Annotated in this window: 22 protein-coding genes and 3 rRNA genes; 7 read left to right on the top strand and 18 right to left on the bottom strand. The window is 54.5% G+C overall.

Annotation, left to right across the window (positions count from 1 at the left end; all coding sequences use genetic code 11):
* Positions 1-16: 16 nt before the first annotated feature.
* The 5 genes from rpoB to rplU all read right to left on the bottom strand — a co-directional run bounded on the left by rpoB (position 17) and on the right by rplU (position 5,430).
* Positions 17-3,751 carry a DNA-directed RNA polymerase subunit beta gene (gene rpoB, locus ACFER_RS01815; RefSeq protein WP_012937739.1) on the bottom strand — a complete coding sequence of 1,245 codons (3,735 nt, stop codon included), beginning with the start codon at positions 3,749-3,751 and terminating at the stop codon, positions 17-19.
* A 291-nt stretch (positions 3,752-4,042) separates the two neighbouring features.
* Positions 4,043-4,429: a hypothetical protein gene (locus ACFER_RS01810; protein WP_012937738.1), complete on the bottom strand. Its 387-nt coding sequence runs from the start codon at positions 4,427-4,429 to the stop codon at positions 4,043-4,045.
* Positions 4,430-4,489: 60 nt separating this feature from the next.
* Positions 4,490-4,780, bottom strand: a complete 291-nt coding sequence (gene rpmA / locus ACFER_RS01805; protein WP_012937737.1) for a 50S ribosomal protein L27 — start codon at positions 4,778-4,780, stop codon at positions 4,490-4,492.
* Between the two features lie 5 nt (positions 4,781-4,785).
* Positions 4,786-5,115 (bottom strand): ribosomal-processing cysteine protease Prp, encoded by a 330-nt coding sequence (locus ACFER_RS01800; protein ID WP_012937736.1) that lies wholly within the window; start codon positions 5,113-5,115, stop codon positions 4,786-4,788.
* 3 nt (positions 5,116-5,118) lie between these two features.
* Entirely contained in the window at positions 5,119-5,430 is a 312-nt protein-coding gene (gene rplU, locus ACFER_RS01795; protein ID WP_012937735.1) for a 50S ribosomal protein L21, read from the bottom strand.
* A 257-nt stretch (positions 5,431-5,687) separates the two neighbouring features.
* On the opposite strand from rplU, the gene ACFER_RS01790 reads away from it, so the two are divergent.
* Genes ACFER_RS01790 through ACFER_RS01775 form a run of 4 tightly spaced genes read left to right on the top strand, consistent with a single transcriptional unit; the run spans position 5,688 to position 9,395 of the window.
* Positions 5,688-6,692 carry an ABC transporter ATP-binding protein gene (locus ACFER_RS01790; RefSeq protein WP_012937734.1) on the top strand — a complete coding sequence of 335 codons (1,005 nt, stop codon included), beginning with the start codon at positions 5,688-5,690 and terminating at the stop codon, positions 6,690-6,692.
* Positions 6,689-7,549, top strand: coding sequence for an ABC transporter permease (locus ACFER_RS01785; RefSeq protein ID WP_012937733.1), 861 nt, complete (start codon positions 6,689-6,691; stop codon positions 7,547-7,549). The genes ACFER_RS01790 and ACFER_RS01785 overlap by 4 nt, the downstream gene beginning before the upstream one ends.
* On the top strand, positions 7,530-8,327 hold the full coding sequence (locus tag ACFER_RS01780) for an ABC transporter permease (protein ID WP_012937732.1): 798 nt from the start codon (positions 7,530-7,532) through the stop codon (positions 8,325-8,327). Before ACFER_RS01785 ends, ACFER_RS01780 begins: the two co-directional genes overlap by 20 nt.
* A gap of 6 nt (positions 8,328-8,333) precedes the next feature.
* Complete coding sequence (locus tag ACFER_RS01775; RefSeq protein WP_012937731.1) at positions 8,334-9,395, top strand: polyamine ABC transporter substrate-binding protein; 1,062 nt, start codon at positions 8,334-8,336, stop codon at positions 9,393-9,395.
* A 42-nt stretch (positions 9,396-9,437) separates the two neighbouring features.
* On the opposite strand, the gene ACFER_RS01770 is transcribed toward ACFER_RS01775, so the two are convergent.
* The 3 genes from ACFER_RS01770 to dapF all read right to left on the bottom strand — a co-directional run bounded on the left by ACFER_RS01770 (position 9,438) and on the right by dapF (position 12,068).
* Positions 9,438-9,878, bottom strand: coding sequence for a hypothetical protein (locus ACFER_RS01770; RefSeq protein ID WP_012937730.1), 441 nt, complete (start codon positions 9,876-9,878; stop codon positions 9,438-9,440).
* Positions 9,879-9,901: 23 nt separating this feature from the next.
* Positions 9,902-11,101, bottom strand: coding sequence for an LL-diaminopimelate aminotransferase (locus ACFER_RS01765; protein WP_012937729.1), 1,200 nt, complete (start codon positions 11,099-11,101; stop codon positions 9,902-9,904).
* A gap of 82 nt (positions 11,102-11,183) precedes the next feature.
* Positions 11,184-12,068 carry a diaminopimelate epimerase gene (gene dapF, locus ACFER_RS01760; RefSeq protein ID WP_041666351.1) on the bottom strand — a complete coding sequence of 295 codons (885 nt, stop codon included), beginning with the start codon at positions 12,066-12,068 and terminating at the stop codon, positions 11,184-11,186.
* Positions 12,069-12,220: 152 nt separating this feature from the next.
* Between dapF and ACFER_RS01755 the strand changes: the two genes are divergently transcribed.
* Positions 12,221-12,676, top strand: coding sequence for a nuclear transport factor 2 family protein (locus ACFER_RS01755; RefSeq protein WP_012937727.1), 456 nt, complete (start codon positions 12,221-12,223; stop codon positions 12,674-12,676).
* A 39-nt stretch (positions 12,677-12,715) separates the two neighbouring features.
* Here ACFER_RS01755 and ACFER_RS01750 read toward each other — a convergent pair whose 3' ends face one another.
* Both ACFER_RS01750 and ACFER_RS01745 read right to left on the bottom strand, forming a co-directional pair.
* Positions 12,716-13,036 carry a winged helix-turn-helix transcriptional regulator gene (locus ACFER_RS01750; RefSeq protein WP_012937726.1) on the bottom strand — a complete coding sequence of 107 codons (321 nt, stop codon included), beginning with the start codon at positions 13,034-13,036 and terminating at the stop codon, positions 12,716-12,718.
* Positions 13,037-13,063: 27 nt separating this feature from the next.
* Entirely contained in the window at positions 13,064-14,401 is a 1,338-nt protein-coding gene (locus tag ACFER_RS01745; RefSeq protein ID WP_012937725.1) for a purple acid phosphatase family protein, read from the bottom strand.
* A gap of 208 nt (positions 14,402-14,609) precedes the next feature.
* On the opposite strand from ACFER_RS01745, the gene ACFER_RS01740 reads away from it, so the two are divergent.
* Together ACFER_RS01740 and arsB are read left to right on the top strand one after the other, a co-directional pair.
* On the top strand, positions 14,610-14,930 hold the full coding sequence (locus tag ACFER_RS01740; RefSeq protein WP_012937724.1) for an ArsR/SmtB family transcription factor: 321 nt from the start codon (positions 14,610-14,612) through the stop codon (positions 14,928-14,930).
* Between the two features lie 68 nt (positions 14,931-14,998).
* Positions 14,999-16,024, top strand: coding sequence for an ACR3 family arsenite efflux transporter (arsB, locus tag ACFER_RS01735; protein ID WP_012937723.1), 1,026 nt, complete (start codon positions 14,999-15,001; stop codon positions 16,022-16,024).
* A gap of 262 nt (positions 16,025-16,286) precedes the next feature.
* Here the strand turns inward: arsB and rrf are convergent.
* From rrf to ACFER_RS01695, 8 genes are all read right to left on the bottom strand, one after another.
* Positions 16,287-16,403, bottom strand: a 5S ribosomal RNA gene (rrf, locus tag ACFER_RS01730).
* Between the two features lie 229 nt (positions 16,404-16,632).
* Positions 16,633-19,538: ribosomal RNA gene (locus tag ACFER_RS01725) — 23S ribosomal RNA — on the bottom strand.
* Positions 19,539-19,799: 261 nt separating this feature from the next.
* Positions 19,800-21,356 (bottom strand): 16S ribosomal RNA (locus ACFER_RS01720).
* Together the 16S, 23S and 5S rRNA genes form the textbook arrangement of a ribosomal RNA operon.
* Before the next feature lie 484 nt (positions 21,357-21,840).
* Positions 21,841-22,923 (bottom strand): M48 family metallopeptidase, encoded by a 1,083-nt coding sequence (locus tag ACFER_RS01715; RefSeq protein WP_012937722.1) that lies wholly within the window; start codon positions 22,921-22,923, stop codon positions 21,841-21,843.
* 126 nt (positions 22,924-23,049) lie between these two features.
* On the bottom strand, positions 23,050-23,793 hold the full coding sequence (locus ACFER_RS01710) for an RsiV family protein (RefSeq protein WP_012937721.1): 744 nt from the start codon (positions 23,791-23,793) through the stop codon (positions 23,050-23,052).
* An 82-nt stretch (positions 23,794-23,875) separates the two neighbouring features.
* Entirely contained in the window at positions 23,876-24,646 is a 771-nt protein-coding gene (locus ACFER_RS10755) for an energy transducer TonB (RefSeq protein WP_012937720.1), read from the bottom strand.
* Complete coding sequence (locus ACFER_RS01700) at positions 24,639-25,055, bottom strand: ExbD/TolR family protein (protein WP_012937719.1); 417 nt, start codon at positions 25,053-25,055, stop codon at positions 24,639-24,641. Before ACFER_RS01700 ends, ACFER_RS10755 begins: the two co-directional genes overlap by 8 nt.
* Positions 25,052-25,690: a MotA/TolQ/ExbB proton channel family protein gene (locus tag ACFER_RS01695; protein ID WP_012937718.1), complete on the bottom strand. Its 639-nt coding sequence runs from the start codon at positions 25,688-25,690 to the stop codon at positions 25,052-25,054. The genes ACFER_RS01700 and ACFER_RS01695 overlap by 4 nt, the downstream gene beginning before the upstream one ends.

Below are 25,690 nucleotides of genomic sequence, written 5' to 3'. Positions count from 1 at the left end.
GAGCGCTCACTCCTTCCTACTCTGCATCAGACCCGTTGTCATCGCCATCATCATGGGAATCATCCAGACTCATGTTCCCGATATCGGCAATCACGTCGAAGTCGCTGCCTTCCGGCTGGTCTTCATCCGGGCTCAGTTCTTCACCGCTGTTTTGTTCCGGGTGTTCTTCGCCCACATTGGCTGCGGTATGGGGAGCCTTGTTGGCCATGTCCATATCCAGCTCTCTGGCGATGTCGCCCATTCCGATATCTTCGTCTTCATCGTCCAGATCGATTTCATCATCGTCTTCATCCAGCACCTGGATGTCCAGACCGATGCTCTGCATTTCTTTCACCAGCACCTTGAAGGATTCAGGCACACCCGGTTCAGGGATGTTTTCGCCCTTCACGATGGCTTCGTAAGCCTTCACACGGCCCACCACGTCATCGGACTTCACGGTGAGGATTTCCTGCAGGGTGTAGGCAGCCCCGTATGCTTCCAGGGCCCACACTTCCATTTCCCCGAATCTCTGTCCGCCGAACTGGGCTTTACCACCCAGAGGCTGCTGGGTAACCAGGGAGTACGGACCGGTGGAACGGGCATGGATCTTATCAGCAACCAGATGGTGGAGCTTCAGGTAGTAGATGCAGCCTACGGTAACCGGGTTGTCGAAGGGTTCCCCGGTACGGCCGTCGTACAGAGTGGTCTTCCCGCTGGGATCCACACCGGCCAGCTGCAGGGTCTTTTCCATATCGTCTTCCCGTGCGGAATCGAACACGGGCACAGCCACAGGAACCGCATGATCAACGGTTTCCGGCATGCCGTATTTATCCACATCGTAACCGGCTTCCTTCAGTTCGCCGGCCAGTTTCGGGTCTCCGGATTCGATCCGCATGCCCAGTGCACAGGCAGCCCAGCCCAGATGGGCTTCCAGGATCTGCCCGATGTTCATACGGGAAGGTACGCCCAGAGGGTTCAGTACGATCTGGACCGGTTCGCCGTTGGGCAGGAAAGGCATGTCTTCCCGGGGCATGATCCGGGAAACGACACCCTTGTTCCCGTGACGGCCTGCCATCTTGTCCCCTTCGCTGATCTTCCGTTTCTGGACAATGTGGACACGGACCTGTTTGCTTACGCCAGGGGGCAGTTCGTCGCCGTTTTCACGGGTGAAGATCTGTACGCTGACGATGATCCCGGATTCCCCATGGGGTACCCGCAGGGAGCTGTCCCGGACTTCCCGTGCCTTTTCGGCAAAGATGGCCCGGATCAGCCGTTCTTCCGCGCTCAGTTCCGTTTCCCCTTTGGGGGTGACTTTCCCTACCAGGATGTCCCCGGGACGGACTTCCGCACCGATGCGGATGATCCCGTCTTCATCCAGGTCCTTCAGGGCTTCTTCCGAAACGTTGGGGATATCCCGGGTGATTTCTTCAGGCCCCAGTTTGGTATCCCGGGCGTCGCAGTTGTATTCTTCAATATGGATGGAAGTGAAAACGTCTTCCTTCACCAGGTCTTCACTGAGCAGTACGGCGTCTTCATAGTTGTAGCCTTCCCAGGGCATGTAGGCGGCAATGGCATTGCGGCCCAGGGCCAGTTCGCCGTGATCGGTGGCAGGACCGTCAGCCAGTACCTGGCCTTCTTCCACCTTGTCGCCCTTGAAGACGATGGGACGCTGGTTCACGCAGGTGCTCTGGTTGGAGCGTTTGAATTTCAGTACGTTGTATTCATCAATACCGGCACCGTCGGCACGGGTCACGATGATCTTGTCGCCGCTGACGTATTTCACCGTCCCGGCGTGTTTGGCCAGGATGCAGACACCGGAGTCCACAGCCACCTTGTATTCCATCCCGGTCCCCACCACAGGAGCCTTGGGGTTCAGCAGAGGCACTGCCTGCCGCTGCATGTTGGCACCCATCAGAGCCCGGTTGGCGTCGTCGTTTTCCAGGAAAGGAATCAGAGCGGCGGCGATGGACATAACCTGTTTCGGGGATACGTCCATGAAGTCCACCCGGCTGGGAGGAATGGACAGTACGTCGTTCCGTTCCCGGCAGGTTACGTGGGAGTTCACGAAGGTCCCGTCATCGTTCAGGGGTTCGTTGGCCTGTGCCACGATGTAGTTGTCTTCTTCGTCCGCAGTCATGTAGACGATTTCGTTGGTGACCTTGCCGGTCTTCTTGTCCACTTTCCGGTAAGGAGTTTCGATGAAGCCGTACCGGTTCACCACCCCGTAGGCGGCCAGAGACCCGATCAGACCGATGTTCGGACCTTCAGGGGTTTCAATAGGACACATACGGCCGTAGTGGGAAACGTGCACGTCACGGACTTCGTAACCGGCTCTTTCCCGGGACAGACCGCCGGGCCCCAGAGCGGACAGACGGCGTTTGTGGGTCAGTTCAGCCAGAGGGTTGTTCTGGTCCATGAACTGGGACAGCTGGCTGCTGCCGAAGAATTCCTTCACGGCGGCCACCACCGGACGGATGTTGATCAGAGCCTGGGGCGTGATCACATCGGCATCCTGGAGGGTCATCCGTTCCCGGATCACCCGTTCCATACGGCTCAGACCGATCCGGAACTGGTTCTGGAGCAGTTCCCCTACGCAGCGGACACGCCGGTTGCCCAGGTGGTCGATATCGTCCTTGCCTTCCATGCCGTCGATTACGTTCAGCAGGTAAGCAAAGGAAGCGATTACGTCAGCAGGGGTGATCACCCGGACGGAAGAATCGATGTCCTTGGTCACGATCATCTGTTCCGGTTTTTCCTGATATTTCACCCAGACTTCCGCATAGCCGGGCTGGCTGTAGATGCCGCTTTGTTCAATTTTGTCGATTTCTTCATCACCGATGATGGTGCCGGCCGGCAGGACCACTTCGCCCCGGGTGCCGTCGGGATTTTCGAAGGCAATGGGAGAAGTCAGTTCTTTGCCCAGCAGGCGCTGGCGCCAGCCCAGTTTCTTGTTGACCTTGTACCGGCCCACATTGGCCAGGTCATACCGCCGGTTGTCGGAGAAGATGTTCTTGATCAGCTGGGCGGCGTTTTCCAGGTTGGCCGGTTCGCCCGGACGGAGTTTCCGGTAGATTTCCAGCAGGGCATCTTCTTCGTTCTTGGTGGTATCCTTGGCCAGGGTAGCCATCAGGAAAGGATGTTCCCCGAAGGTCTGGATGATGTCATCGTTGGTGGGCAGCCCCATGACACGGAGCAATGCCGTTGCCGGCAGTTTCCGGGTCCGGTCCACACGGGCATAGATGATGTCGTTCAGATCGGTTTCATATTCGATCCAGGCACCCCGGTTGGGGATGACCGTGGTCCCGTAGAGAAATTTCCCCATGGGATCCATGTCTTTGGCATAATACACACCGGGAGAACGGACCAGCTGGCTGACGATGACCCGTTCCGCCCCGTTGATCACGAAGGTACCGGTATCGGTCATCAGGGGGAAGTCCCCCATGAATACGGTGGATTCCTTGATTTCGCCCGTATCTTTGTACAGCAGACGGACGTCCACATTCAAAGGAGCCGCATAGGTGGCGTCCTTTTCCTTGCAGGTCTCGATATCGTATTTGGGATCCCCGATGGTGAAGTTTTCAAAACTCAGTTCCAGGTTGTCCGTAAAATCCTTGATGGGAGAAACGTCTTTGAAAACGTCGTGCAGTCCTTCTCTTATGAACCACTCATAAGATTTTCTCTGCAGGTCGATCAAATGAGGCATCTTCAGGACTTCTTTGATCCGAGCATAACTGTACCGGATGCGGTCGCCATTATGTACCGGCTTAAACATGTGGTCTCTCACTCCTTTTCTCTAGGCAGGTATTCGAAGAAAGTACCAAGAAATCTATTACACAAAAAAAACAAGGCAGTCAACACAATCAAGATTGATCAGCCTTGTATCCTGCAATGTCTCTCAGTCAGCATTTCGTGCTCCTCTCCTCACTTGAGCGGGAACGCGATGTCCAACCACTGAGCACTCGCGAAACCTATATAATCCTGCTTTTGCAAACTTCATGGACGATAATTATATCATATAATACGGTTTTTCGCCAATTGTATATGTGAATTTTCCGTGAAACTTTTAATGGAATTTTTTCCCGTCCCGGATCAGCCCGTTCCATTCCGGATGGTCCAGGGCCAGCCGGATCACCGTGACCAGACCGTAATTGGAATTGTACCGGTAGAAGATCAGGAATCGGCCGGCTCCATAGCACCGGACCCCTTCCAGATCCAGCAGGGAATCCCCCGCATTGGCCGCCAGTTTGGGGAAGGCTTCCAGTTCCCGGAGCACCCGGTCCAGTGCTTCCATTTCCTCCCGGCTGCAGCAGGTCTCCGCTCCCTTCCGGTCCCGAAGGGCCTCACAGGTGAGCACCAGGTTCCCCCGTGCGTCCGGCAGATCTTCCTGTTCCAGGCTTTCCAGGCCCCGGGCGGCAAAGGCCCGCACCTGTTCCCGCATGGCTTCCTCCATCTTTCCCTCCTGTTGGACAGAAAAAAAAGAGCTGCCGCAAAGCGACAGCCCTTCTGGTCTTTAAGCTTCGGCTTCCACCGGATAAACGCTGATGGTACGGCGGTCCTTGCCCCATCTTTCAAAAGCAACCTTGCCGGCCACTTTCGCATAGATGGTGTAGTCCTTGCCCATGCCAACGTTCTGGCCCATATGGAAACGGGTGCCGCGCTGACGGACGATGATGGAACCTGCGGTTACCAGCTGACCGTCATGGGCTTTGGTCCCCATGCGCTGTGCGTTGGAATCACGGCCGTTGTGGGTAGAACCGGACCCTTTCTTATGAGCGTGTAATTGAAGGATTAATTCGAACACGATGTTCACCTCCTGTGTTCCTTGATCATGAGATAATCCTGGGAATAGGTCTTCTGCAGATGGCGCAGGCCGCAGACCATAGTCTTCAGCACTGCATCCGTCTTTGCATCAGGCTCATCCACCAGTCTTACTGCCAGGCTGCCGTCTTCCTGGTCAATGGAGTAGTCCACCTTCCGGTGAAGGACTTCATTGAGGCCATTGGCGGCCACCTGGGTATTCAGCGATACAGCGTAGCACACTTCGTCGAACCCTTCCGGATTGTACTCTGCATGCCCCGACACTCTGTACCGTCTGATTCTGCCATGTCTGTTGTAGTAGATATCTACGGCAATCATGGCTTAGGCTTCGATAGAAGTGATTTCAACCTGGGTGAACGGCTGACGATGACCCTGGCGTTTCCGATAGTTGGATTTTGCTCTGTATTTGAAAACAAAGATCTTATCGGCTTTGCCCTGTTTGGCAACCTTGGCGGTTACCTTGGCGCCGGCTACGGTAGGAGCCCCTACTTTCACATCGCCATCGTTGACAACAGTCAGAACTTCGTCAAAAACGACTTCCTGGCCTTCTTCAACGTTCAGTTTTTCAACGTTCAGTACATCGCCTTCGCTGACGCGGTACTGTTTGCCACCTGTACGGATAATAGCGTACATATTCTGCACCTCCCTCATTTCAAGACTCGCCGAATACGGTAACTCCTTCCGGAGTTTTTGGGAAACCTCTCCGGGCGGTAGTGCCAAATTCACATTCAGCCTTGCTAGTATACTACGAAAAACGGAAAAAAGCAAGTTTTTTCCTTTCTTTCATGAGTTTTTCTCTGGACAATTCGCTGTTTTTTCTGTATTCCTCAACGGGGAAACATGCTATAATAATTAAATTGCAAACTGCAGAAAGGTCGTGAGAATCAAAGATGAAAGAAATGATCCGTCTGGTTGGAATCACCAAGGAATTCGAAGACAACCTGATCATCCCTACCCTGAACCTGACAATCTATGACGGGGAATTCGTGACCCTCTTAGGCCCTTCCGGCTGTGGGAAAACCACCATGCTGCGCATGATCGCCGGTCTGGAAACGCCTACGGCGGGCCATATTTTTTTGGATAATGAAGACGTGACCCATCTGGCCCCCTATAAGCGGAATGTGAACATGGTGTTCCAGCACTATGCCCTCTTCCCCCACATGACTGTGGAAGAGAATATCCGCTTCGGCCTGATGATGAAAAAAGTGCCCCGGAAGGAACAGCAGAAACGGGTGGCCGAAGTGCTCCAGCTGACCCAGCTGGAAGAGCTCCGGTACCGGAAACCCCAGCAGATGAGCGGCGGGCAGCAGCAGCGGGTGGCCATAGCCCGGGCCCTGGTGAACAATCCCAAGGTCCTGCTGCTGGACGAACCTCTGGGAGCCCTGGATTATAAACTGCGGAAGACCATGCAGCTGGAACTGAAGAACCTCCAGCAGCGGCTGGGCATTACCTTCATCTACGTGACCCACGACCAGGAAGAAGCCCTGACCATGAGCGACCGGGTCATCATTGTCAACGGCGGCCGCATCGAGCAGGACGATCCCCCGGCCCGGATCTACCAGTATCCCCGGAGCCGCTTTGCCGCCGGGTTCATCGGGGAAAACAATTTCTTCCCCATCCCCGGGGATGACAGCCGGCTGATGGCCGTGCGGCCCCAGTTTATCAATGTCCGTTCCCTGGACGAAGTCCCGGCGGAAGAAAGCCGGCCCGTCCATACCGGAACCATCGAACAGATCCAGTTCTGCGGCACCCTGGACAAACTGTTCATCCGGCTGGACGCCACCCGGGAAACCATCACAGCCTACCAATATTATGATGAATACCGGAAGTGGGAAGTGGATGACCGGGTGGCCATCAGCTGGGATGCCAAAGACGGCGTCCAGGTGACGAAATGAAGCGGGGGAAGATGCTGGTGCTGCCGTCCATGGTGTGGCTGGGGCTGTTCTTTGCCCTGCCGCTCCTAATCGTGGTGGGCGTCTCCTTTGCCTCCCGCACCGCCTACGGCCAGGTGGTGTTCCATTGGACCCTGGAAAATTATGCCCGGTTCCTGGAACCCCTGTACCTGACCATTTTCGTGTCCACCCTGGCCACGGCCCTGATCACCACCCTGTTCACCTTTGCCATGGGATATCCGGTGGCCTACACCATTGCCATGGTGCTTCCCAAGAAATGGCAGCAGGCCGGGATCATCCTGGTGATGATCCCCTTCTGGATCAATTTCCTGATCCGGTCCTATTCCTGGGTGATCATTCTCCGGGCCCAGGGGCTGGTGAACACCTTCCTCCTCCACCTGGGAGTGATCCAGGTGCCCATGAGCCTTCTCTACAACAATTATGCGGTAATGCTGGGAATGGTGTATGCCCTGCTGCCCTTTATGGTGCTGCCCATCTACGTTTCCCTGGAACAGATGGACAAACGGCTGCTGGAAGCGGCCAGCGACCTGGGGGCCGCTCCCTTCACCGCTTTCCGGAAGATTACCCTTCCCCTTACCCTGCCGGGAGTGGCCGCCGGCTCCATCCTGGTGTTCATCTCCTCCCTGGGAATGTTCGTGGTGCCGGACATCATGGGCGGTGCCAAAAGCGCCCTTATGGGGAACGTGATCCAGAATCAGTTCCTGGCTGCCCGGGACTGGCCCTTCGGTTCCGCCCTGTCCATCATCCTGGCGCTGCTGTCCCTGGTGATGATCGTCCTGTACTACAAAGCCCTGGAAGCCCAGAAAGGAGGGAAATCCCATGCAGAAAAGCTGGCGTAACGCCACCCTCCTGGCCTATTCCCTGGCCATCCTGGCCTTTTTGTACCTGCCTCTGCTGATCCTGTCCCTGTATTCCTTCAACGATTCCCGGATCAATGCGGTCTGGACCGGGTTCACCCTGAAATGGTATGTATCCCTGCTCCAGAACGACCGGGTGCTGGAAGCCCTGGAAAACAGCCTGCTCATCGCCTCCATCACCACGGCGGTCACCACCGTCATGGGGACCCTGGCGGCTCTGGCCCTCCACCGGTACCAGTACAAATGCAAAATCCTCATCAACAGCCTGCTGTACTTGCCCATCCTGATCCCGGAAATCGTCATGGGCCTGTCCCTGCTGGTGCTGTTCTCCCAGACCGGCGTTCCCCTGGGAAAGACCACCCTGATCATCGCCCACATCACCTTCTGTATTTCCTTTGTGATCATCACCGTAGGTGCCCGGCTGGAAGGCTGCCGGCAGGATCTGGAAGAAGCCGCCAGCGATCTGTACGCCACCCCCTGGCAGGCCTTCCGGTATGTGACCTTCCCCATGATCCTGCCCGGGGTGGTGGCCGGAGCCCTGATGGCTTTCACCCTGTCCATCGATGATTTTGTGATCAGCTTCTTTGTGGCCGGTCCCAATTCCACCACCCTGCCTCTGTACATCTACGCCATGGTCAAACGGGGGATCTCTCCCCAGATCAACGCCCTGTCCACCTGCATGATGCTGGTCACCGTCTCCCTGGTGGTGATTTCCCAGCTGCTGCAGAAAAAGGGCTACCATTCTTCCCGAAAGGACTGATGCTGTGTGAAAAAGCGTTTCTGGCTCCTGGCCCTCTGCCTGGTTTCCCTGCTCCTGGTCCTCACCGGCTGCGGCAGTGAAAAGAAACCGGCCGAAGACGGGAAACAGGTACTGAATATCTTCAGCTGGGCGGACAATTTCGACCCGGAGATGATCAAAGCCTTTGAAAAGAAGTACAACTGCAGAGTCAACTACGATGTGTTCGCCAACAACGAGGAACTGCTGGCCAAGATCCAGGCGGGAGGCGCCCAGTACGATCTGATCCAGCCTTCCGATTACATGGTGTCCACCATGATCAAGCTGGGCATGCTGGAAAAGCTGGACAAGGATGCCCTCCCCAACACCCGACACATGATGGATACCCTCCAGCACCCCCAGTTCGATCCCAGGGGAGAATATTCCGTAGTCTACACCTGGGGCATGACCGGGATCATCTACAACAAGAAATATGTAAAAACACCGCCCACCTCCTGGAACGATCTGTGGGACCCGGCCTACAAGGGCCGGGTGATCCTCCTGAACGACAGCCGGGAAGTGTTCGGCATGGCCCTGAAGAAAAACGGCTGGTCCAACAACTCCACGGATCCGGACCAGCTGGCCAAAGCCTTCCAGGACCTGAAAGAACTGGCTCCCAGCGTGCTGGCCTACGATACGGACAGCCTGAAGCAGAAATTCATTGCGGAAGAAGGCTGGATCGGCACCATGTGGTCCGGAGACGCCTCCTTCAGCTACCGGGAAAACCCCAACCTGGGCTTCGTGATCCCCAAAGAGGGAACCCTGGTGTGGGCGGATACCCTGGCCATTCCCAAGGGCGCCAAACACAAGGCCCTGGCGGAGAAATTCATCAACTTCCTGTTTGATCCGGAAGTCAGTGCCAAAAACTACGAAGCCATCGGCTACAATGATCCCAACAGCAATGCACGGAAATACCATTCCAAAGAATATCTGGAAGACCCCATGCTGAACACCGCCATCACCCATCTGAAAGAGGGAGAATGGCTCCGGGACATCGGCGACGGCATTACCCTGTACGACAAGTACTGGACGGAACTGAAGACGATACGGTAAAAAAAAGAGGGGGCTGCTGCATACGCAACAGCCCCTTGGTTTTTATTTTGCCTGGTTGTTCTTTACCTGTTTCACTTCCACGGGGATCAGGTTCAGACCCTGGAGTTCGGCTTTTTTGCCTTTGACGCTGAATACGAAGGTCATCTGCACATTGGGGGCTTTTTTGGCATCCCCGATGTAGATCAGACGGTCAGCATCCGCAAATTTGTCCAGACGGACCAGCTTCAGGTTGCTGATGCCCCCCAGCTGTTCCGTTACGCCTTTTTTCATGTTGGCCAGAGCCGCTGCGTTGAAGTTCTTCTGGAGGGCCGGAGAGAAACCGGTGGACACTTCCGCCAGCTGGCCTTTACCCTGGATCAGGCTGATCACCTTGGTGGTGGTGGTTTCTTCCTGGGCCAGCAGGTCACTGGCCGGGCTGGCAAAGCCCAGGCTGGCCATGCCCAGAGACAGGACGGCCGTCAGCATCATGATGATTTTTTTCATATCTAATCCATCCTTTCCGTATATCAGATATTGTCTTTCTCGATCCGTTCCATGGCTTCTTTGGTGCCTTCATGGGTCCCGAACGCACTGAGCCGCAGGTATCCTTCGCCCATGGTGCCGAAACCGGCCCCGGGGGTCCCCACAATGGCCAGGTCGTTCAGCAGATGGTCAAAGTATTCCCAGCTGCCCATGCCGTTGGGGCATTTCACCCACACATAGGGAGAATACACACCGCCGTAGTATTTGTAGCCCTTCTTGTCGAAGGTTTCCATCATCATCCGGGCATTTTCCCGATAGTAGGCCAGCATGTCGCCGCATTCCTTTTCGCCTACGGGAGACATGGCGGCTTCCGCCCCTCTCTGGACAATGTAGTTCACCCCGTTGAACTTGGTGGTCTGCCGGCGGAGCCACATTTTGTTCAGGCTCATTTCGTTGCCTTCCGGAGATTTCCGGGTCAGCTGGAGAGGCACCACAGTATAGCCGCAGCGGGTACCGGTGAATCCTGCGGTCTTGGAGAAGGAGCAGAATTCGATGGCGCAGTCCTTGGCGCCGGGGATGGTATAGATGCTCCGGGGCATTTCCGGATTGGTGATGAAGGCTTCGTAAGCGGCATCATACAGGATGATGGCGTCATTTTTCAGGGCATAGTCCACCCAGGCCTTCAGCTGTTCCTTATTGTAGGCTGCCCCGGTGGGGTTGTTGGGGGAACACAGATAGATGATGTCCGCCTTCACCGCAGGATCCGGCATGGGCAGGAAATCGTTTTCCGGGGTCCCGTTCATGTACAGGATCTTCCGGTCCCGCATCACATTGGTGTCCACATACACCGGGTAAACCGGATCCGGAACCAGGATCACATTGCTGTCATCGAACAGGTCGGTAATGTTCCCGCAGTCGCTTTTGGCCCCGTCGCTGACGAAGATTTCCTTGGTTTCCAGTTCCACCCCATGGCGGGCATAGTATTTGGCAATGGCTTCGTGAAGGAATTCATATCCCTGTTCCGGACCGTAACCCCGGAAGGTTTCCTTGTGGCCCATTTCCTGTACCGCCTTGGTCATGGCTTCCACAACGGAAGGAGCCAGGGGCAGCGTCACATCCCCGATACCCATTTTGATCAGTTTTTTGTCCGGATGGGCTTCCGTAAAAGCCTTGACCCGTGCAGCAATATCCGAAAACAGATAGCTTTCCTTTAATTTGGCAAAATTTCCATTCACTAAGGCCATATTGTACTCTCCTTTAATGCAAATCAATGTATTCCGATGGGGAACCTTTATTTATTGTAAAGTAGCCCTGAAGGAATGTCAATTATTTCAAACTTTCTTCCAAAAGTTCTTCCGGAAGTTCGATTTCCCCTTCATAAACCGTGGTGGCCGGTCCCTTCAGGGTCATGGCATCCCCTTCTCCCGTACGGACCTGGAGCATGCCGCCCTTGGCTTCCACCTTCAGGAATTCCCCCCGTTTCCCGGCTTTGCCCAGGGTCACGCAGGTATACCCCACAGCGCAGGCCCCGGTGCCGCAGGCCCAGGTTTCTCCGCTGCCCCGCTCCCAGACCCGGAACTTTACATGGTTTTCATCCACGATCTGGACAAATTCCACATTGGTCCGTTCCGGAAATACCGGAGAGGTTTCAATAATCCGGCCCACAGCTTCCACCGGCGCCGTTTCCACGTCTTCCACAAAGGTGACAAAGTGGGGATTGCCCATGGAGACCGCCGTCCCCCGGACCGTGAATCCTTTCCCGTCCGGTCCGGCAAAAACCACCGGCTGGTCCACACAGGTTTCTTCCGGCCAGTCCATGGGTACATCCGCTGTCCGGACAACCGCCTGTCCCATGTCCACTTCCGCCAGCACCACTTTTCCCTGTTCCACTGTCATATGGATGGTCTTGATGCCCCCCAGGGTTTCCAGGGTGATGGTGTCCTTCCGGGTCAGTCCCTTGTCATAGACATATTTGGCAATGCACCGGGATCCGTTCCCGCACATTTTCCCTTCCGAAGCATCCGCATTGAACATCCGCATCCGGAAGTCCGCCTTGTCCGACGGGCAGATGCAGATGAGTCCGTCAGACCCGATGCCAAAACGACGGCGGCTGACGAATTCAGAGATTTTTCCCGGATTGGGCAGCATCCGGTCCATACAGTCCACATAGACGTAATCGTTGCCGCAGCCATGCATTTTGGTGAATTTCATTTTCATGGAGTTTTCCCCCTTATCTTCTATTGAATCTTCATTATATCATGAAAGCCCCATACCTGCACGGGTAGGGAGTTACCTGAAAGTGCCTTCTTTTATTTTTGCAGAAGTTATGGTAAGCTAACCAAAACAAAGGAGGCTGTATGACTATGCTGAAGAAAAAATTACTCACCCTGTCCCTGGGACTGCTGCTGTGCGGGATGCTGCCGGGTGTTGCTGGCGCAGCTCCCCATTTCAAGAACAACAAAGAACTGGCTGCCTATTTCTGGAACCAGATCTTCAATGAACACCATCCGGAAGTCATTGACCAACTGACGGACGATCACTATATCCAGCACAACCCTGGTTTCAACGACGGGAAACAGGCCTTTAAGGACGGGATCACCGGATTCCTGAAGGAATTCCCGGAAAGCACCGCAGAAATCAAGCACATGGGTGCAGATGGGGACTTGGTATTCATCCACAACCATATCAAACTGAACGCTCAGGACCGTGGCCAGGCGGCCGTGGACATTTTCCGGATCAAAAAGGGCAAAATCGTGGAACACTGGGATGTGATCCAGGATATCCCGGAAAAAACAGAAAACAACAATACCATGTTTTAAAAAAGAGGGGGCTGTTGCTCATGCAACAGCCCCCTCTTTTCATCCCAAACAGCGTTCCACCCACTGATTGATCTGCTCCATGACCTGGACAAGCTGTTTTCCTTCTGGCGAAAGACGGTATTCCACCATTCCGGAAGGAACATCCTGTTCTCTCCGCTCCATCAGATGGTTCCGCTCCAGAATCCGCAGGTTCTCCGTCAGGACCTTGGCGCTGATTCCGGGAAGGGTCCGCTGGAGTTCCCGGAAATGGCAGGGATGGGCAGAAAGAGCCAGCAGCAGATCCGTCCGCCATTTCCCTTTCAGGACGGCAAGGAAACAATCAAAAGGACAGTCATAGGTTTTCCCGTCAAAATGGATCATCCGGATTTCTCCTTTCACACGTTCCGTTCACTGGGCCTTTTTTTCCATGGTGGCCGTGTCCAGCAGGGTTCCATCGGGCAGGAAGGCCTGGAGCTGCAGCTCATCATCCGTCTTAGTCATGACCAGATAGTTGTCTGTTTCCGGCTGGGGCGCCACGTATTCATCCAGAGGATGCTGCTTCCACAGGCCGGGATAGCGCACATCGCCGGCCACCCCGGTGAGGATGTACAGAGGCCCGTCGGGATTGTGGCGGAAATCCCGGATATGGCCCCGGTTCCGGTAGGTGTGGAGATGGGCGCTGAGCACCAGGTCGATGCCGTATTCATCAAAGAGCGGCATCCAGACCTTCCCTTCCTGTTCGATGCCCTCATCACGACCTGTACGGCCCGTAGCCGGATTGAAGGCATACCGGAGAGGATCCTTGTGCATCACCACAATATTCCATTTCTGCCGGTTCTGTTCCATGTCCTTCCGGAACCACTGGATTTCGTCCTGTTCCAGGTTGGGCTCCAGGTCCTTCATTTCGGAAAACACCGTATCCAGCACAACGAAATGCACATCCCCCACCGTAAAGGAATAGAACCGGTTGGGATACTGGGCATAGCCGTTTTGCGGCAGATTGAACAGTTTCATATAGGCTTCCGGGCGGCGGACCTTCCAGTTCAGGTCATAGGTCTCATGGTTGCCTACCGTCGTGGCCATGGGGATCTTCTCAGCCATGGGTTCCACCACATCGAACCAGGCATTCCACTGGCTGGCATCCTGGCCGTTATCCACCTGATCCCCCATGTTCACAAAGAACTGGGCATCTTGGTTCCGCTGCCAGGCCGGCTGGGCCGTAGCCTTCCAGGCGGAATAGTCCGCCGACTGGGAATCGGGAAAGACCAGGGCTTTGAACGTATTCCCGGCAAAAGCCTTCAGGGACATCCATGCTGTGGCCTTCTTTCCGTCCCGGATCCGATATCCATAGGTTTGTCCTGGTTCCAGGCCGCTGATCCGGGCCCGGTAGATCCAGGTGTTCTTTCCCCCATCCGTGAATTTTTCCGCCTGCACCGGCACCGTTTCCCCGTTTTCTTTTCCTTCCATCCGGTATTCCAGTACCGGTTCCTTCACGGCATAGTCCGACTGCCACATGATCACCCGGCTGTGGGCAGGATCCGCTGTCATCACCTGCCGGATGTTCCGGGCTTCCACTTCATCCAGCAGATCATAATGGATGGCTGCGCCCCGGGCCTGTTCCGCCTTGCCCATGGCCCAGGTACGGAACCAGGGGGAAAACCGCCAGGTCCCTGCCAGCACAGCGCCCAGCAGTACCAGGATCCCCACCAGGATCCGGCTATTTTTTATGGAAACGTTCCTTTTCACCCTATTGTTCACTCCTTTTGTTCTGTACTTGTCTGTTTATAGCATAAAAGATTCCGCAGTCCAATACAAATACTTTATGGTCATTATTTTTCATACGGAAACAGTATACCGGGAGAAAAAACAAAAAAGCAACCTTGACACCCGCCGAAAAACATCCTATACTGCAGCTAACAGATTTAAATTGATCAATATGAAAGGAGGCTGGGTTATGAAAAATCTGGGGGGAACGGCCCGCCTGTTCAAGGCTTTAGCCGATGAAAACCGGCTCCACATCCTGGAACTGCTCCAGCGGGGTGAACGGTGCGCCTGTGTGCTGCTGGAAAACCTCCATCTGTCCCAGCCCACCCTTTCCCATCATATGAAGATCCTGTGCGACGCAGGCTTTGTCACCGGCCGGAAAGAAGGCAAATGGGTCTACTATACCCTGAACCATCAGGCTGCCGGAGAACTGGAGGCCCTGCTCCAGGAGCTGTTCCAGGAAAAGACTGCCGCAGAGCCTGATGACTGCCAGTGCTCCCGCTGCCGGTGATTATTTTTACCTTGATATATTGATGAATTTAAATCTATAAATTTAATAAGTTATAAGGAGTCGATTCTATGTCATCAGAAAAAAACTCGGGCATCAGCCCGTTCCAGCGGTATCTTTCTCTTTGGGTCTTTCTCTGTATGGTGGCCGGTGTGCTGGTGGGCCATTTCCTGCCCGCTGTTCCCCGTTTCCTGGACCGGCTCCAGATTGACGGGATCTCCATCCCCATTGCCATCCTGATCTGGATCATGATCTATCCCATGATGATGAAGGTGGATTTCCAGAGCATCCGGGAAGTGGGCCGACACCCGAAAGGGCTCTTTGTCACCTGGATCACCAACTGGCTGATCAAACCCTTCACCATGTACGCCCTGGCGGCCTTCTTCTTTTTCCATGTTTTCCAGGCCTTCATTCCTCAGGATCTGGCCACCCAGTACCTGGCAGGAGCCGTTGTCCTGGGCGCTGCCCCCTGCACCGCCATGGTCTTTGTGTGGAGTACCCTGACCAAAGGGGATCCGGCCTATACGGTGGTCCAGGTGGCCACCAATGATCTGATCATCCTGGCGGCCTTTGTCCCCATTGTAAAATTTCTCCTGGGTGTATCCCACGTAACCGTCCCCTACAGCGTCCTGTTCCTGAGCATTTTCCTGTTTGTGGTGATTCCCCTGGCAGGCGGGATCCTGACCCGGATGACAGTGATCCGGCAGAAAGGCGAAGCGTATTTCAATCAGGTGTTCATCCACAAATTCGACCAGGCGACCACCTGGGGGCTGCTGCTGACCCTGGTGATCATCTTCAGCTCCCAGGCCCAGGTAATCCTGTCCAATCCCTTCCATATCCTCCTGATCGCCATTCCCCTGGTGCTCCAGACCTATCTGATCTTTGCCATCGCCTACGAGGCCAGCAACCTGCTCCATCTGCCCCACAACATCGCAGCCCCGGCCGGGATGATCGGAGCCTCCAACTTCTTCGAACTGGCTGTAGCCGTAGCCATCGCCCTGTTCGGCGTCACCAGTCCCGCCGCCCTGGCCACCACGGTAGGTGTGCTGACAGAAGTGCCGGTAATGCTGAGTTTGGTGAAAATAGCCAACAAATAAAGAACGAGGGTGTTGCACCGACGGTGCAACACCCTCGTTCGGTCAGCGGTCAGTCGTCAGCTGTCAACAGCCGCTAGAAATCAATTTTTGCAAATTGATTTTGAAACAGTAGAAACCGTAGGGGGCGCAAGCCCGGCGTCCCGCCCTGTGCACCGGCAACCGGCATCCAGACGGGCTGCCCGGCGTGCAGCCCCTACGGGTCCGAGTGACAGCTGACCGTTGACAAAAAAAATTCCGCATCCATCAGATGCGGAATTTTCTTAACCGGCAGCTCCCTATCCTCCCGGACCGTTTCCAGTCGAGTACTTTCGGCGTATAAGGGCTTAACTGCTGTGTTCGGCATGGGAACAGGTGGATCCCCTTAGCTATCGCCACCGGATTATGTTACTGAAGGCATGAGCCCTCAAAACTTCATGAAGAGACATATACGTTCTTTCGGACGTAACGTTACGAGCTTCTTTCGCTCACTTACTCTCTTATTTCGTATACCTCAGCCGCTTCGCGGTAGAGGATACTCACGGATGCTCCTTTTCGTCGCATCCTTCTGAGTAAGTTCGCTGGCACGATTCTTTGCTACGCTTCCGCTTGCAAACAATCGGCGACTCACTTAAGTCAAGCCCTCGACATATTAGTACAGGTCAGCTTAACATATTACTACGCTTCCACACCCTGCCTATCAACCTGGTAATCTTCCAGGTGTCTTACCAGCTTACGCTGTGAGAGATCTCATCTTAAGGATGGTTTCACGCTTAGATGCTTTCAGCGTTTATCCGTTCCGGACGTAGCTACCCAACTGTACCCCTGGCGGGATAATTGGTACACCAGCGGTCCGTCCACTCCGGTCCTCTCGTACTAGGAGCAGCCCCCTTCAAATCTCTTGCGCCCGCGATGGATAGGGACCGAACTGTCTCACGACGTTCTGAACCCAGCTCACGTACCACTTTAATGGGCGAACAGCCCAGCCCTTGGGACCGACTTCAGCCCCAGGATGTGATGAGCCGACATCGAGGTGCCAAACCTCCCCGTCGATATGGACTCTTGGGAGAGATTAGCCTGTTATCCCCAGGGTAGCTTTTATCCGTTGAGCGATGGCCCTTCCACTTGGATGCCACCGGATCACTAAGCCCTACTTTCGTACCTGCTCGCCGTGTTTGGCTCGCAGTCAAGCTCCCTTCTGCCTTTACACTCCGCGCGCGGTTTCCGTCCGCGCTGAGGGAACCTTTGGGCGCCTCCGTTACTCTTTGGGAGGCGACCGCCCCAGTCAAACTGCCCGCCTAACACTGTCCCGGCGATCGTTACTCGCTCGGTTAGAATCCCGATAATTGAAGGGTGGTATCCCAACGTCGGCTCCGGCAATCCCAGAGGACTGCCATCCGTGCCTCCCACCTATCCTGTGCATCAAGTATCAGAACCCAATATTAGGTTACAGTAAAGCTCCATGGGGTCTTTCTGTCCAGTCGCGGGTAACCTGCATCTTCACAGGTATTTCAATTTCACCGGGTCCCTCGTTGAGACAGTGCCCAAATCGTTACACCTTTCGTGCGGGTCGGAACTTACCCGACAAGGAATTTCGCTACCTTAGGACCGTTATAGTTACGGCCGCCGTTCACTGGGGCTTCAGTCGAATGCTTTGGGTCGAACCCGGACATCCTTCTTTAACCTTCCAGCACTGGGCAGGTGTCAGCACCTATACTTCAGATTTCTCTTTCGCAGGCACCTGTGTTTCTGGTTAACAGTCGCTTGGGCCTCTTCTCTGCGACCACACCGGGCTCCGGGAGCAAGTCCCTTCACCTTTGTGGCTACCCTTATCCCGAAGTTACGGGTACATTTTGCCGAGTTCCTTAACGAGGGTTCTCCCGCGCACCTTAGGATTCTCTCCCCGCATACCTGTGTCGGTTTACGGTACGGGCGGCAGCTTTCTCACTAGAAGCTTTTCTCGGCAGCGTAGGCTCAATCCCTTCGGGAACAAGTTCCCTCCGCATCACGCCTCAGCCTCAGTTACCGGATTTGCCTGGTAACCAGCCTGCACGCTTGCACACGATCTACCAATCTCGTGCGGACCTGCCTTCCTGCGTCACTCCTTCGTTCAAACGATCACTGCCGGTACTGGAATATCAACCAGTTGTCCATCTCCTACGCTCTTTGCCTCGGATTAGGTCCCGACTTACCCTGAGACGACGATCGTTGCTCAGGAATCCTTATGCTTTCGGTGGAATGGATTCTCACCATTCTTTTCGCTACTCATGCCAACATTCTCACTTCCCACCAGTCCACCGTCCCTTCCAGGACGACTTCAACCCGATGGGAACGCTCCTCTACCACGCATACCTACGTATGCATCCATAGCTTCGGTTCCATACTTTAGCCCCGGGAATCTTCGGCGCAGGGCCTCTCGACCAGTGAGCTATTACGCACTCTTTAAATGGTGGCTGCTTCTGAGCCAACATCCTGGTTGTTTATGAGACCCCACATCCTTTTCCACTTAGTATGGCATTGGGGACCTTAGCTGATGGTCTGGGCTGTTTCCCTTTTGACAACGGGACTTATCTCTCGTAGTCTGACTCCCAGGCTCTGCAGCATAACCATTCGTAGTTTGACAGGGTTCGGTAACCATTACAGTCCCTATCCCGATCAGTGCTCTACCGCCTATGCTTACTGCCTGAGGCTAGCCCTAAAGCTATTTCGAGGAGAACCAGCTATCTCTGCGTTCGATTGGAATTTCACCGCTACCCACGATTCATCCGAAAGTTTTTCAACACTCACCGGTTCGGTCCTCCACACGATTTTACCCGTGCTTCAACCTGATCATGGGTAGATCACTACAGTTTCGGGTCTACGAACACCAACTCTTCGCCCTTTTCAGACTCGGTTTCCCTACGGCTCCGCATTTCCTGCTTAACCTCGCTGGCGCCCGTAACTCGTTGGCTCATTCTTCAATAGGCACGCCGTCGCTTGCGCTCCGACTGCTTGTAGACATACGGTTTCAGGTTCTCTTTCACTCCGCTCCCGCGGTTCTTTTCACCTTTCCCTCACGGTACTATGCGCTATCGGTCACTAAGAAGTGTTTAGCCTTGGAGGGTGGTCCCCCCGACTTCCCGCAAAATTCCTCGTGCTTCGCGGTACTCTGGATACTGGCCCCCTTGCTCTGCCTTTCGCCTACCCGGCTCTCACGGTCTGTGGCTCACCTTTCCAGGTGATTCGGCTAGGCCTGACTCGGTTTATGCCAGTCCGTAACCCCAGGGAGCCGAAGCTCTCTGGTTTAGGCTCTGCCCTCTTCGCTCGCCGCTACTGTGGGCATCTCGTTTGATTTCTCTTCCTCCGGCTACTTAGATGTTTCAGTTCACCGGGTTCCCTTCCCGAAGGATACCATCCCATGACGGATGGTGGGTTCCCCCATTCGGACATCTACGGATCAAAGCCTGCTTGCGGCTCCCCGTAGCTTTTCGCAGCTTACCACGTCCTTCATCGGCTCTTAGTGCCAAGGCATTCACCGTATGCCCTTAGTAGCTTGACTTAAAATTGCTTTCGCAATTTTCTGGTTCAGTTTACTAAGGAACTTACGTTCCCTGGTATTCTCGTTACTCGTTTCTAAATTCGCATTTAGATCAGAGGTGCTTAGACATTCATCACAATGTCTAAGACTTTGTTTTGTCTCTTCTATGAAGTTTTCAAGGTTCATGTTCAGGGACGAGCCCTGAGAACCGAATATTGTTCCTGACAGATGTGCGTCGACGAGAATAGAAGTAAGTCCTTGGACTCCTTCGGTTCTCCATAGAAAGGAGGTGATCCAGCCGCTCGTTCTCGAACGGCTACCTTGTTACGACTTCACCCCAATCATCGGCCCCACCTTAGACAGCTGACTCCTAAAAGGTTATCTCACCGGCTTCGGGTGTTACCAACTTTCGTGGTGTGACGGGCGGTGTGTACAAGGCCCGGGAACGTATTCACCGCAGTATGCTGACCTGCGATTACTAGCGATTCCAACTTCACGCAGGCGGGTTGCAGCCTGCGATCCGAACTGGGGTCGGGTTTCTGGGATTGGCTCCGCCTCGCGGCTTCGCTGCCCTTTGTTGCCGACCATTGTAGTACGTGTGTAGCCCAAGACATAAGGGGCATGATGACTTGACGTCATCCCCGCCTTCCTCCAGGTTATCCCTGGCAGTCTCCTATGAGTCCCCACCATTACGTGCTGGTAACATAGGATAAGGGTTGCGCTCGTTGCGGGACTTAACCCAACATCTCACGACACGAGCTGACGACAGCCATGCACCACCTGTTTTCGTGCTTCCGAAGAAGGGGACCCATCTCTGGGTCTTTCACTCAATGTCAAGCCTTGGTAAGGTTCTTCGCGTTGCGTCGAATTAAACCACATACTCCACCGCTTGTGCGGGCCCCCGTCAATTCCTTTGAGTTTCAATCTTGCGATCGTAGTCCCCAGGCGGGGTACTTATTGCGTTAACTCCGGCACAGAAGGGGTCGATACCTCCTACACCTAGTACCCATCGTTTACGGCCAGGACTACCGGGGTATCTAATCCCGTTTGCTACCCTGGCTTTCGCATCTCAGCGTCAGACACAGTCCAGAAAGGCGCCTTCGCCACTGGTGTTCCTCCCAATATCTACGCATTTCACCGCTACACTGGGAATTCCCCTTTCCTCTCCTGCACTCAAGACTTCCAGTATCCAACGCCATACGGGGTTAAGCCCCGCATTTTCACGTCGGACTTAAAAGCCCGCCTACATGCTCTTTACGCCCAATAATTCCGGACAACGCTTGCCACCTACGTATTACCGCGGCTGCTGGCACGTAGTTAGCCGTGGCTTCCTCGTCAGGTACCGTCAACACCAAAATGTATTATAGATCGGTGCTTTCGTCCCTGACAACAGAGTTTTACAACCCGAAGGCCTTCATCACTCACGCGGCGTTGCTCCGTCAGACTTTCGTCCATTGCGGAAGATTCCCCACTGCTGCCTCCCGTAGGAGTTTGGGCCGTGTCTCAGTCCCAATGTGGCCGTTCATCCTCTCAGACCGGCTACTGATCATCGCCTAGGTGAGCCGTTACCTCACCTACAAGCTAATCAGACGCAGGCCCATCTTCTGGCGATAGCTTACAAGTAGAGGCCATCTTTCATCCTCTCTCCATGCGGAAAGAGGATCTCATTCGGTATTAGCATCCCTTTCGGAATGTTGTCCCCAACCAGAGGGCAGGTTGCCTACGCGTTACTCACCCGTTCGCCACTAAGAACATTCCGAAGAAAGTTCTCCGTTCGACTTGCATGTGTTAAGCACGCCGCCAGCGTTCGTCCTGAGCCAGGATCAAACTCTCCAAAATAGATATTTTGAAGAGCCGCTTGGCTCTCGAAAAACTAGCTTTGATTTTTTAACCTGGTTGTCATCCAGGTGACTCGATCTCATCACTAAAAGTGACTTGACCCGCACATCTGTCAACAATATTCAGTTCTCAAAGTTCGTCTCACTGTCTCAGCGACAGCTTTTTTATTTTATCAGGAATCATTGTTTCTGTCAACAACTTTTTTATTTTCTTTTGAAAACATCTGGTTGTTGAAGCTGATTTCTGACTGCATTCTCTCTCGAGAACGCTTAATTATAATACCATACTTATATCGATCCTTCAAATTCCATATTATCGTTTATATTTTTCTTATTTACGGTTATTTACGTATATTTTACTTTCATATGTATTTTTTACATTCTTTTACTCTTTGTTTCATTTCAACTCGTTCTATTTTTAAAAGAGCGTTTAATTGTTCGGCCTGTCACGGACAATTAAACGCTCTTTTATTTTATTTATTCCATCATTTGATTCGATTCAGTTTGGCTGCCAATTCTTCTGCCGTAGGATCATCCCCGGTACTGGTCATAATAGGCTGTTCTCCCATCATCACTGTATCTCCATTGGCATAAGCTTCCGGGGCCGTCTTGTTGTTGTGGTACACGGCGGCCAGATTCCCCATGACGAAGTAGGACCGTTCCTTGCTGGACATGGAGCCGGTGGCGCTGGGGGTGATGAATTCTTTCTTGTTCACATACACCACGCCGTCTTTGTCATCCACATGTTTGTTGCTCCAGGCGTTGAGTTTTTTCACGTAGTTCTCCCGCCGTTCGGTACAGGTGGGATGGTCGCTCCAATGGACGTTCATATTCCCATATTTTTCCAGGAACCGCTGCCATACGGCTGCCGTGGCGCCCGGATTGTAATTGGTGTGGGTGATATAGTCAAAAGCCAGATTGTCCGCTTCCCATTCCATGGGTTTGGACAAATGGACGTTCCGGGTATAGGTATACAGCTGTCCAATGGCTCCGCTGGCTATACCTCCGGTGGCTGCATTGGCCATCTCTGCCAGTACCGCTGCATTCAGGGATTTTTTCACGCCCTGGATGGGATGGTCTTTCTGGCCATGGCCCAGTTCATGGCCAATCACCACTGCGATTTCATCATCGGTGGGGAACAGATTGAAGATCCCCTTGTATACATTCACATTGTGTCCGATGGTGCAGTACGCGTTGGCATCATCATGGGGGCTGATGAAATAATGATAGGGTTTCTTGTATACCGTAGGATCCACGGCCCCGATTCCCGCGGTTACGTTGGCCATAATGGTATCCAGACGGCTGTTCAGATACTCATTGTCCACCACCCCTTCTTCTTCCTTCATATGTTCGAACCATTCCTGCCGGCCTTTGTCGGTGTTGTTGTACGTCTTGTAGACCCCCATGACCTTGTCCCGGTACATAGTCCCGGCAATGGCGGTTCCCAGCACATCCACCAGCACGCCGCCGGCTTCCGCCTGAGAAGCCGGTACGGCTCCAAATGCAGTCCCCAGCCCCACCAGTCCTGCCAGGGCACACCCCATCAGTTCCTTCTTCCACAGTTTCATCTTTATCCTCTCCTTCTTCCTTGTTCTGACCGGAATTCCCTTCTTCTGTTATTGTAAACCAAAACAGACAGCCAGGCCACTTTTGCCCGCTGTCTGCTCCGGCTGCCGAAAAGAACGTATCCTTCGTTACACTCCCAGCCCCATATTCAGATCGATGATCCCCACCGCATAGGGGGCGATTTCGTATTGTCCAAAGACAAAATGGACATGGCCCTTTTCGTCCAGATAATAGTTTTCCGGCAGTTTTTCCAGGCCCTTGAAATCCTGGAAGAAATAATGACCTTTCCCATATTCCGTATTCCAGAGGGCTTCATTGATTTTCTTCAGGGTAAACTGATCCCGCAGATCCTGACGGATGACTTTCTGCCAGGGTACCCGTTCCCCGGTGGTCAGATCAAAGGTCTTCCCCAGTTCCCAGCTGGTGGGATGGGCCGCCCGTTCCACATAGTCATAGCCATACGTCTGGAAGGACAGATACCGGTTTCCATGGTAACTTACCTGGAAATCCACCCGGGAAGTCAGTTTTTCTTCCATGGTATTGGCCTTGTTGTAGTTTTCCCGGGACAGATTGGCCTGCTTTGCAAAATACCGGGAAATCTTCCTGGATGCCTGGGGATTTCCCATGACTCTTACCTGGGGATAATGGATCAGCAGGTCTTTTTCCCCCAGGATCCCACTCCGGATCACCACTCCGTTCCGGGCATACACAGCCTGTCCGGGCACATGGCTCTGGAGCTCCTGTTCGATTACATGGTGGGCGGCTTCCGAGGCGGTGGCCGGCTGCGCCTGGGCAGCCCCCGCTCCCATCAGCATCCACAATCCTGCCAGCAGGGTGCTGCAGGCAAGGGTACGGATTTTCTTCTGGACCATAGCACATCTTCCTTTCCCTTTTCTCCATCGTCTGTATTATACAAAGAGTCCTTTTCCGGTGCAAGACGGGATTCTTCCGCCTCTACTCCGTAAGGAAATACACCACGGTGACGCTTTTCCGGGAAGGCACAGGATGTCCGGCTGCATCCAGGGCCGGGGAAAATGTCCACTGCCGGGCACTTTTCAAAGCGGCCCGGTCCAGACGGTCATAGCCGGTGCTGCTTTCCAGCCAGGCGGACAGCACCTCTCCTCCGGCACTGATTTCAACCCCCACCTGGGCCGTCCCTTCTTCTCCCGAAGCCCGGGCGGCCTGGGGATAGATTTTGCTGTAGCTTTCCAGACTGGCATCACGGCTCCGGTCCTCCAGGCTTTCCCCGCCGCCCTGGGATGCTCCGGATCCATCCCCTGCACCAGGACCGCCGGAACCGTTCCCCTGTCCGTTTCCTGCCAGGTTCCCGCTTCCCCCAGTTTCTCCGGATCCGCCAGAAGAAGGACTGACCCCAGCCTGCTCTCCTCCCGATTCCTGTGCGCCGTTCCTTTCCGGGCGCTCCACTTCACCCCGGTCATTGACCCGGCTGGGGGCTTCCATCAGCTGTTCCAACAGCCTGTCCTGTTCTCCGGTCCCGGCATGGGCCGTCCCGTTTCCCTGCTGTGCTGCGGAATCCTTTCCTTTTCCCGGGGTTCCGGCATTTCCCCTGCCTCTGTCCGGCCCCGCCAGATGGACCCGGATGGATTCCTGCGGCGTTTCCGGCAGGGACCGATGGGCATAAAGCAGGGCCCCTCCCAAGGACAGGATCAGCAGATGGGCCAGCAGGGACAGGCTGAAATACCGGTTCCATTCCGGCTTAGCCATGGGCTTCACCTGTGGAAACGGAAAGGGAAAATTCTTCCAGTCCCGCCCGTTTCAGTTCCCCCATGATTCCCATGACCCGGCCATAGCTGACTTCCTTGTCCGCCCGCAGGTTTATGGTCTGATGGGGGTTTTCCCTGGCCGCCGCAGCCGCTTCCCGGACCAGTTCCTCCACAGTCACCGGATGATCCTGGTACCAGATAGTCCCGTCCCTGGGCAGGGTCACTTCCACCTGGGCTTTCTGCTGCAGCTGTCCCCGTCCTGCCGGCAGTTCCACCGGTACACCCTTCTGCTGGGTCATGTACATGGTACAGACGATGAAAAAAATCAGCAGCAGGAACACCATATCGATCATGGGTGAAATCTGGATGGAGGGATGTTTCTCTCCCCCTGACCGATGGAGATGGATCATACTCTCTTCCCTCCCTCACGGGGCATATCCCCGGCGTTTTCCATAAAGGCATTGTCCATCTGTTCCACTTCTTCCAGCACCGTATTCACCCGTTGGGAAAAATAGGTGTGGAAGCAGATGGTCCCAATGGCGATCAGCAGGCCGAACACAGTGGTGATCATGGCTTCCGCCACCCCGGCTGTAACCCCCAGGGGATTGTCCCACCGGTCCCCCAGGGCCTGGAAAGAGGACATCATGCCGGTAATGGTGCCCAGGAGTCCCAGGATGGGTGCCAGGGTAACGATGACGGACAGGTAGTTCAGCCCTTTGTCAAAACGGCTTACCAGCTGCTGGCTTTCTCCCAGGATATAACTTTCCTTCTCCCGGGCCTCCGGCGGAGCCGTCAGCAGCCGGATTCCCAGTTCCGCCTGGGCACCCCGGGTCCGGCGGCTCATTGCCAGCAGGTCCTGCCATTGTTTCTGCCGCACCATCCGGCAGAAGGTGCGGGGATAGTCCCTGCCGGAATCTTCCCGCCGGAAAAAAGCCCCCCGTTCCAGGATGAGGGTCAGAGAAACCAGCGAACACAGAAGCAGGGGCCACATCACCACCCCGCCCCGCAGAAAATACATCCATCCATACTCCAGCCATCCAATCAT

The organism is Acidaminococcus fermentans DSM 20731 (assembly GCF_000025305.1).
GTDB lineage: Bacteria > Bacillota > Negativicutes > Acidaminococcales > Acidaminococcaceae > Acidaminococcus > Acidaminococcus fermentans.
This window is presented reverse-complemented; position numbering and strand designations above follow the sequence as displayed.

Coding starts and splice junctions, on each gene's coding strand:
- rpoB (WP_012937739.1), bottom strand. CDS start 3,751: ATGTTTAAGCCGGTACATAATGGCGACCGCATCCGGTACAGTTATGCT.
- ACFER_RS01780 (WP_012937732.1), top strand. CDS start 7,530: ATGCAGAAAAGCTGGCGTAACGCCACCCTCCTGGCCTATTCCCTGGCC.
- ACFER_RS01700 (WP_012937719.1), bottom strand. CDS start 25,055: ATGATCCATCTCCATCGGTCAGGGGGAGAGAAACATCCCTCCATCCAG.
- ACFER_RS01695 (WP_012937718.1), bottom strand. CDS start 25,690: ATGATTGGATGGCTGGAGTATGGATGGATGTATTTTCTGCGGGGCGGG.
- ACFER_RS01740 (WP_012937724.1), top strand. CDS start 14,610: ATGAAAAATCTGGGGGGAACGGCCCGCCTGTTCAAGGCTTTAGCCGAT.
- ACFER_RS01810 (WP_012937738.1), bottom strand. CDS start 4,429: ATGGAGGAAGCCATGCGGGAACAGGTGCGGGCCTTTGCCGCCCGGGGC.
- ACFER_RS01800 (WP_012937736.1), bottom strand. CDS start 5,115: ATGATTGCCGTAGATATCTACTACAACAGACATGGCAGAATCAGACGG.
- ACFER_RS10755 (WP_012937720.1), bottom strand. CDS start 24,646: ATGGCTAAGCCGGAATGGAACCGGTATTTCAGCCTGTCCCTGCTGGCC.
- ACFER_RS01715 (WP_012937722.1), bottom strand. CDS start 22,923: ATGAAACTGTGGAAGAAGGAACTGATGGGGTGTGCCCTGGCAGGACTG.
- rplU (WP_012937735.1), bottom strand. CDS start 5,430: ATGTACGCTATTATCCGTACAGGTGGCAAACAGTACCGCGTCAGCGAA.
- ACFER_RS01755 (WP_012937727.1), top strand. CDS start 12,221: ATGCTGAAGAAAAAATTACTCACCCTGTCCCTGGGACTGCTGCTGTGC.
- ACFER_RS01765 (WP_012937729.1), bottom strand. CDS start 11,101: ATGGCCTTAGTGAATGGAAATTTTGCCAAATTAAAGGAAAGCTATCTG.
- arsB (WP_012937723.1), top strand. CDS start 14,999: ATGTCATCAGAAAAAAACTCGGGCATCAGCCCGTTCCAGCGGTATCTT.
- ACFER_RS01785 (WP_012937733.1), top strand. CDS start 6,689: ATGAAGCGGGGGAAGATGCTGGTGCTGCCGTCCATGGTGTGGCTGGGG.
- ACFER_RS01750 (WP_012937726.1), bottom strand. CDS start 13,036: ATGATCCATTTTGACGGGAAAACCTATGACTGTCCTTTTGATTGTTTC.
- dapF (WP_041666351.1), bottom strand. CDS start 12,068: ATGAAATTCACCAAAATGCATGGCTGCGGCAACGATTACGTCTATGTG.
- ACFER_RS01790 (WP_012937734.1), top strand. CDS start 5,688: ATGAAAGAAATGATCCGTCTGGTTGGAATCACCAAGGAATTCGAAGAC.
- ACFER_RS01770 (WP_012937730.1), bottom strand. CDS start 9,878: ATGAAAAAAATCATCATGATGCTGACGGCCGTCCTGTCTCTGGGCATG.
- ACFER_RS01710 (WP_012937721.1), bottom strand. CDS start 23,793: ATGGTCCAGAAGAAAATCCGTACCCTTGCCTGCAGCACCCTGCTGGCA.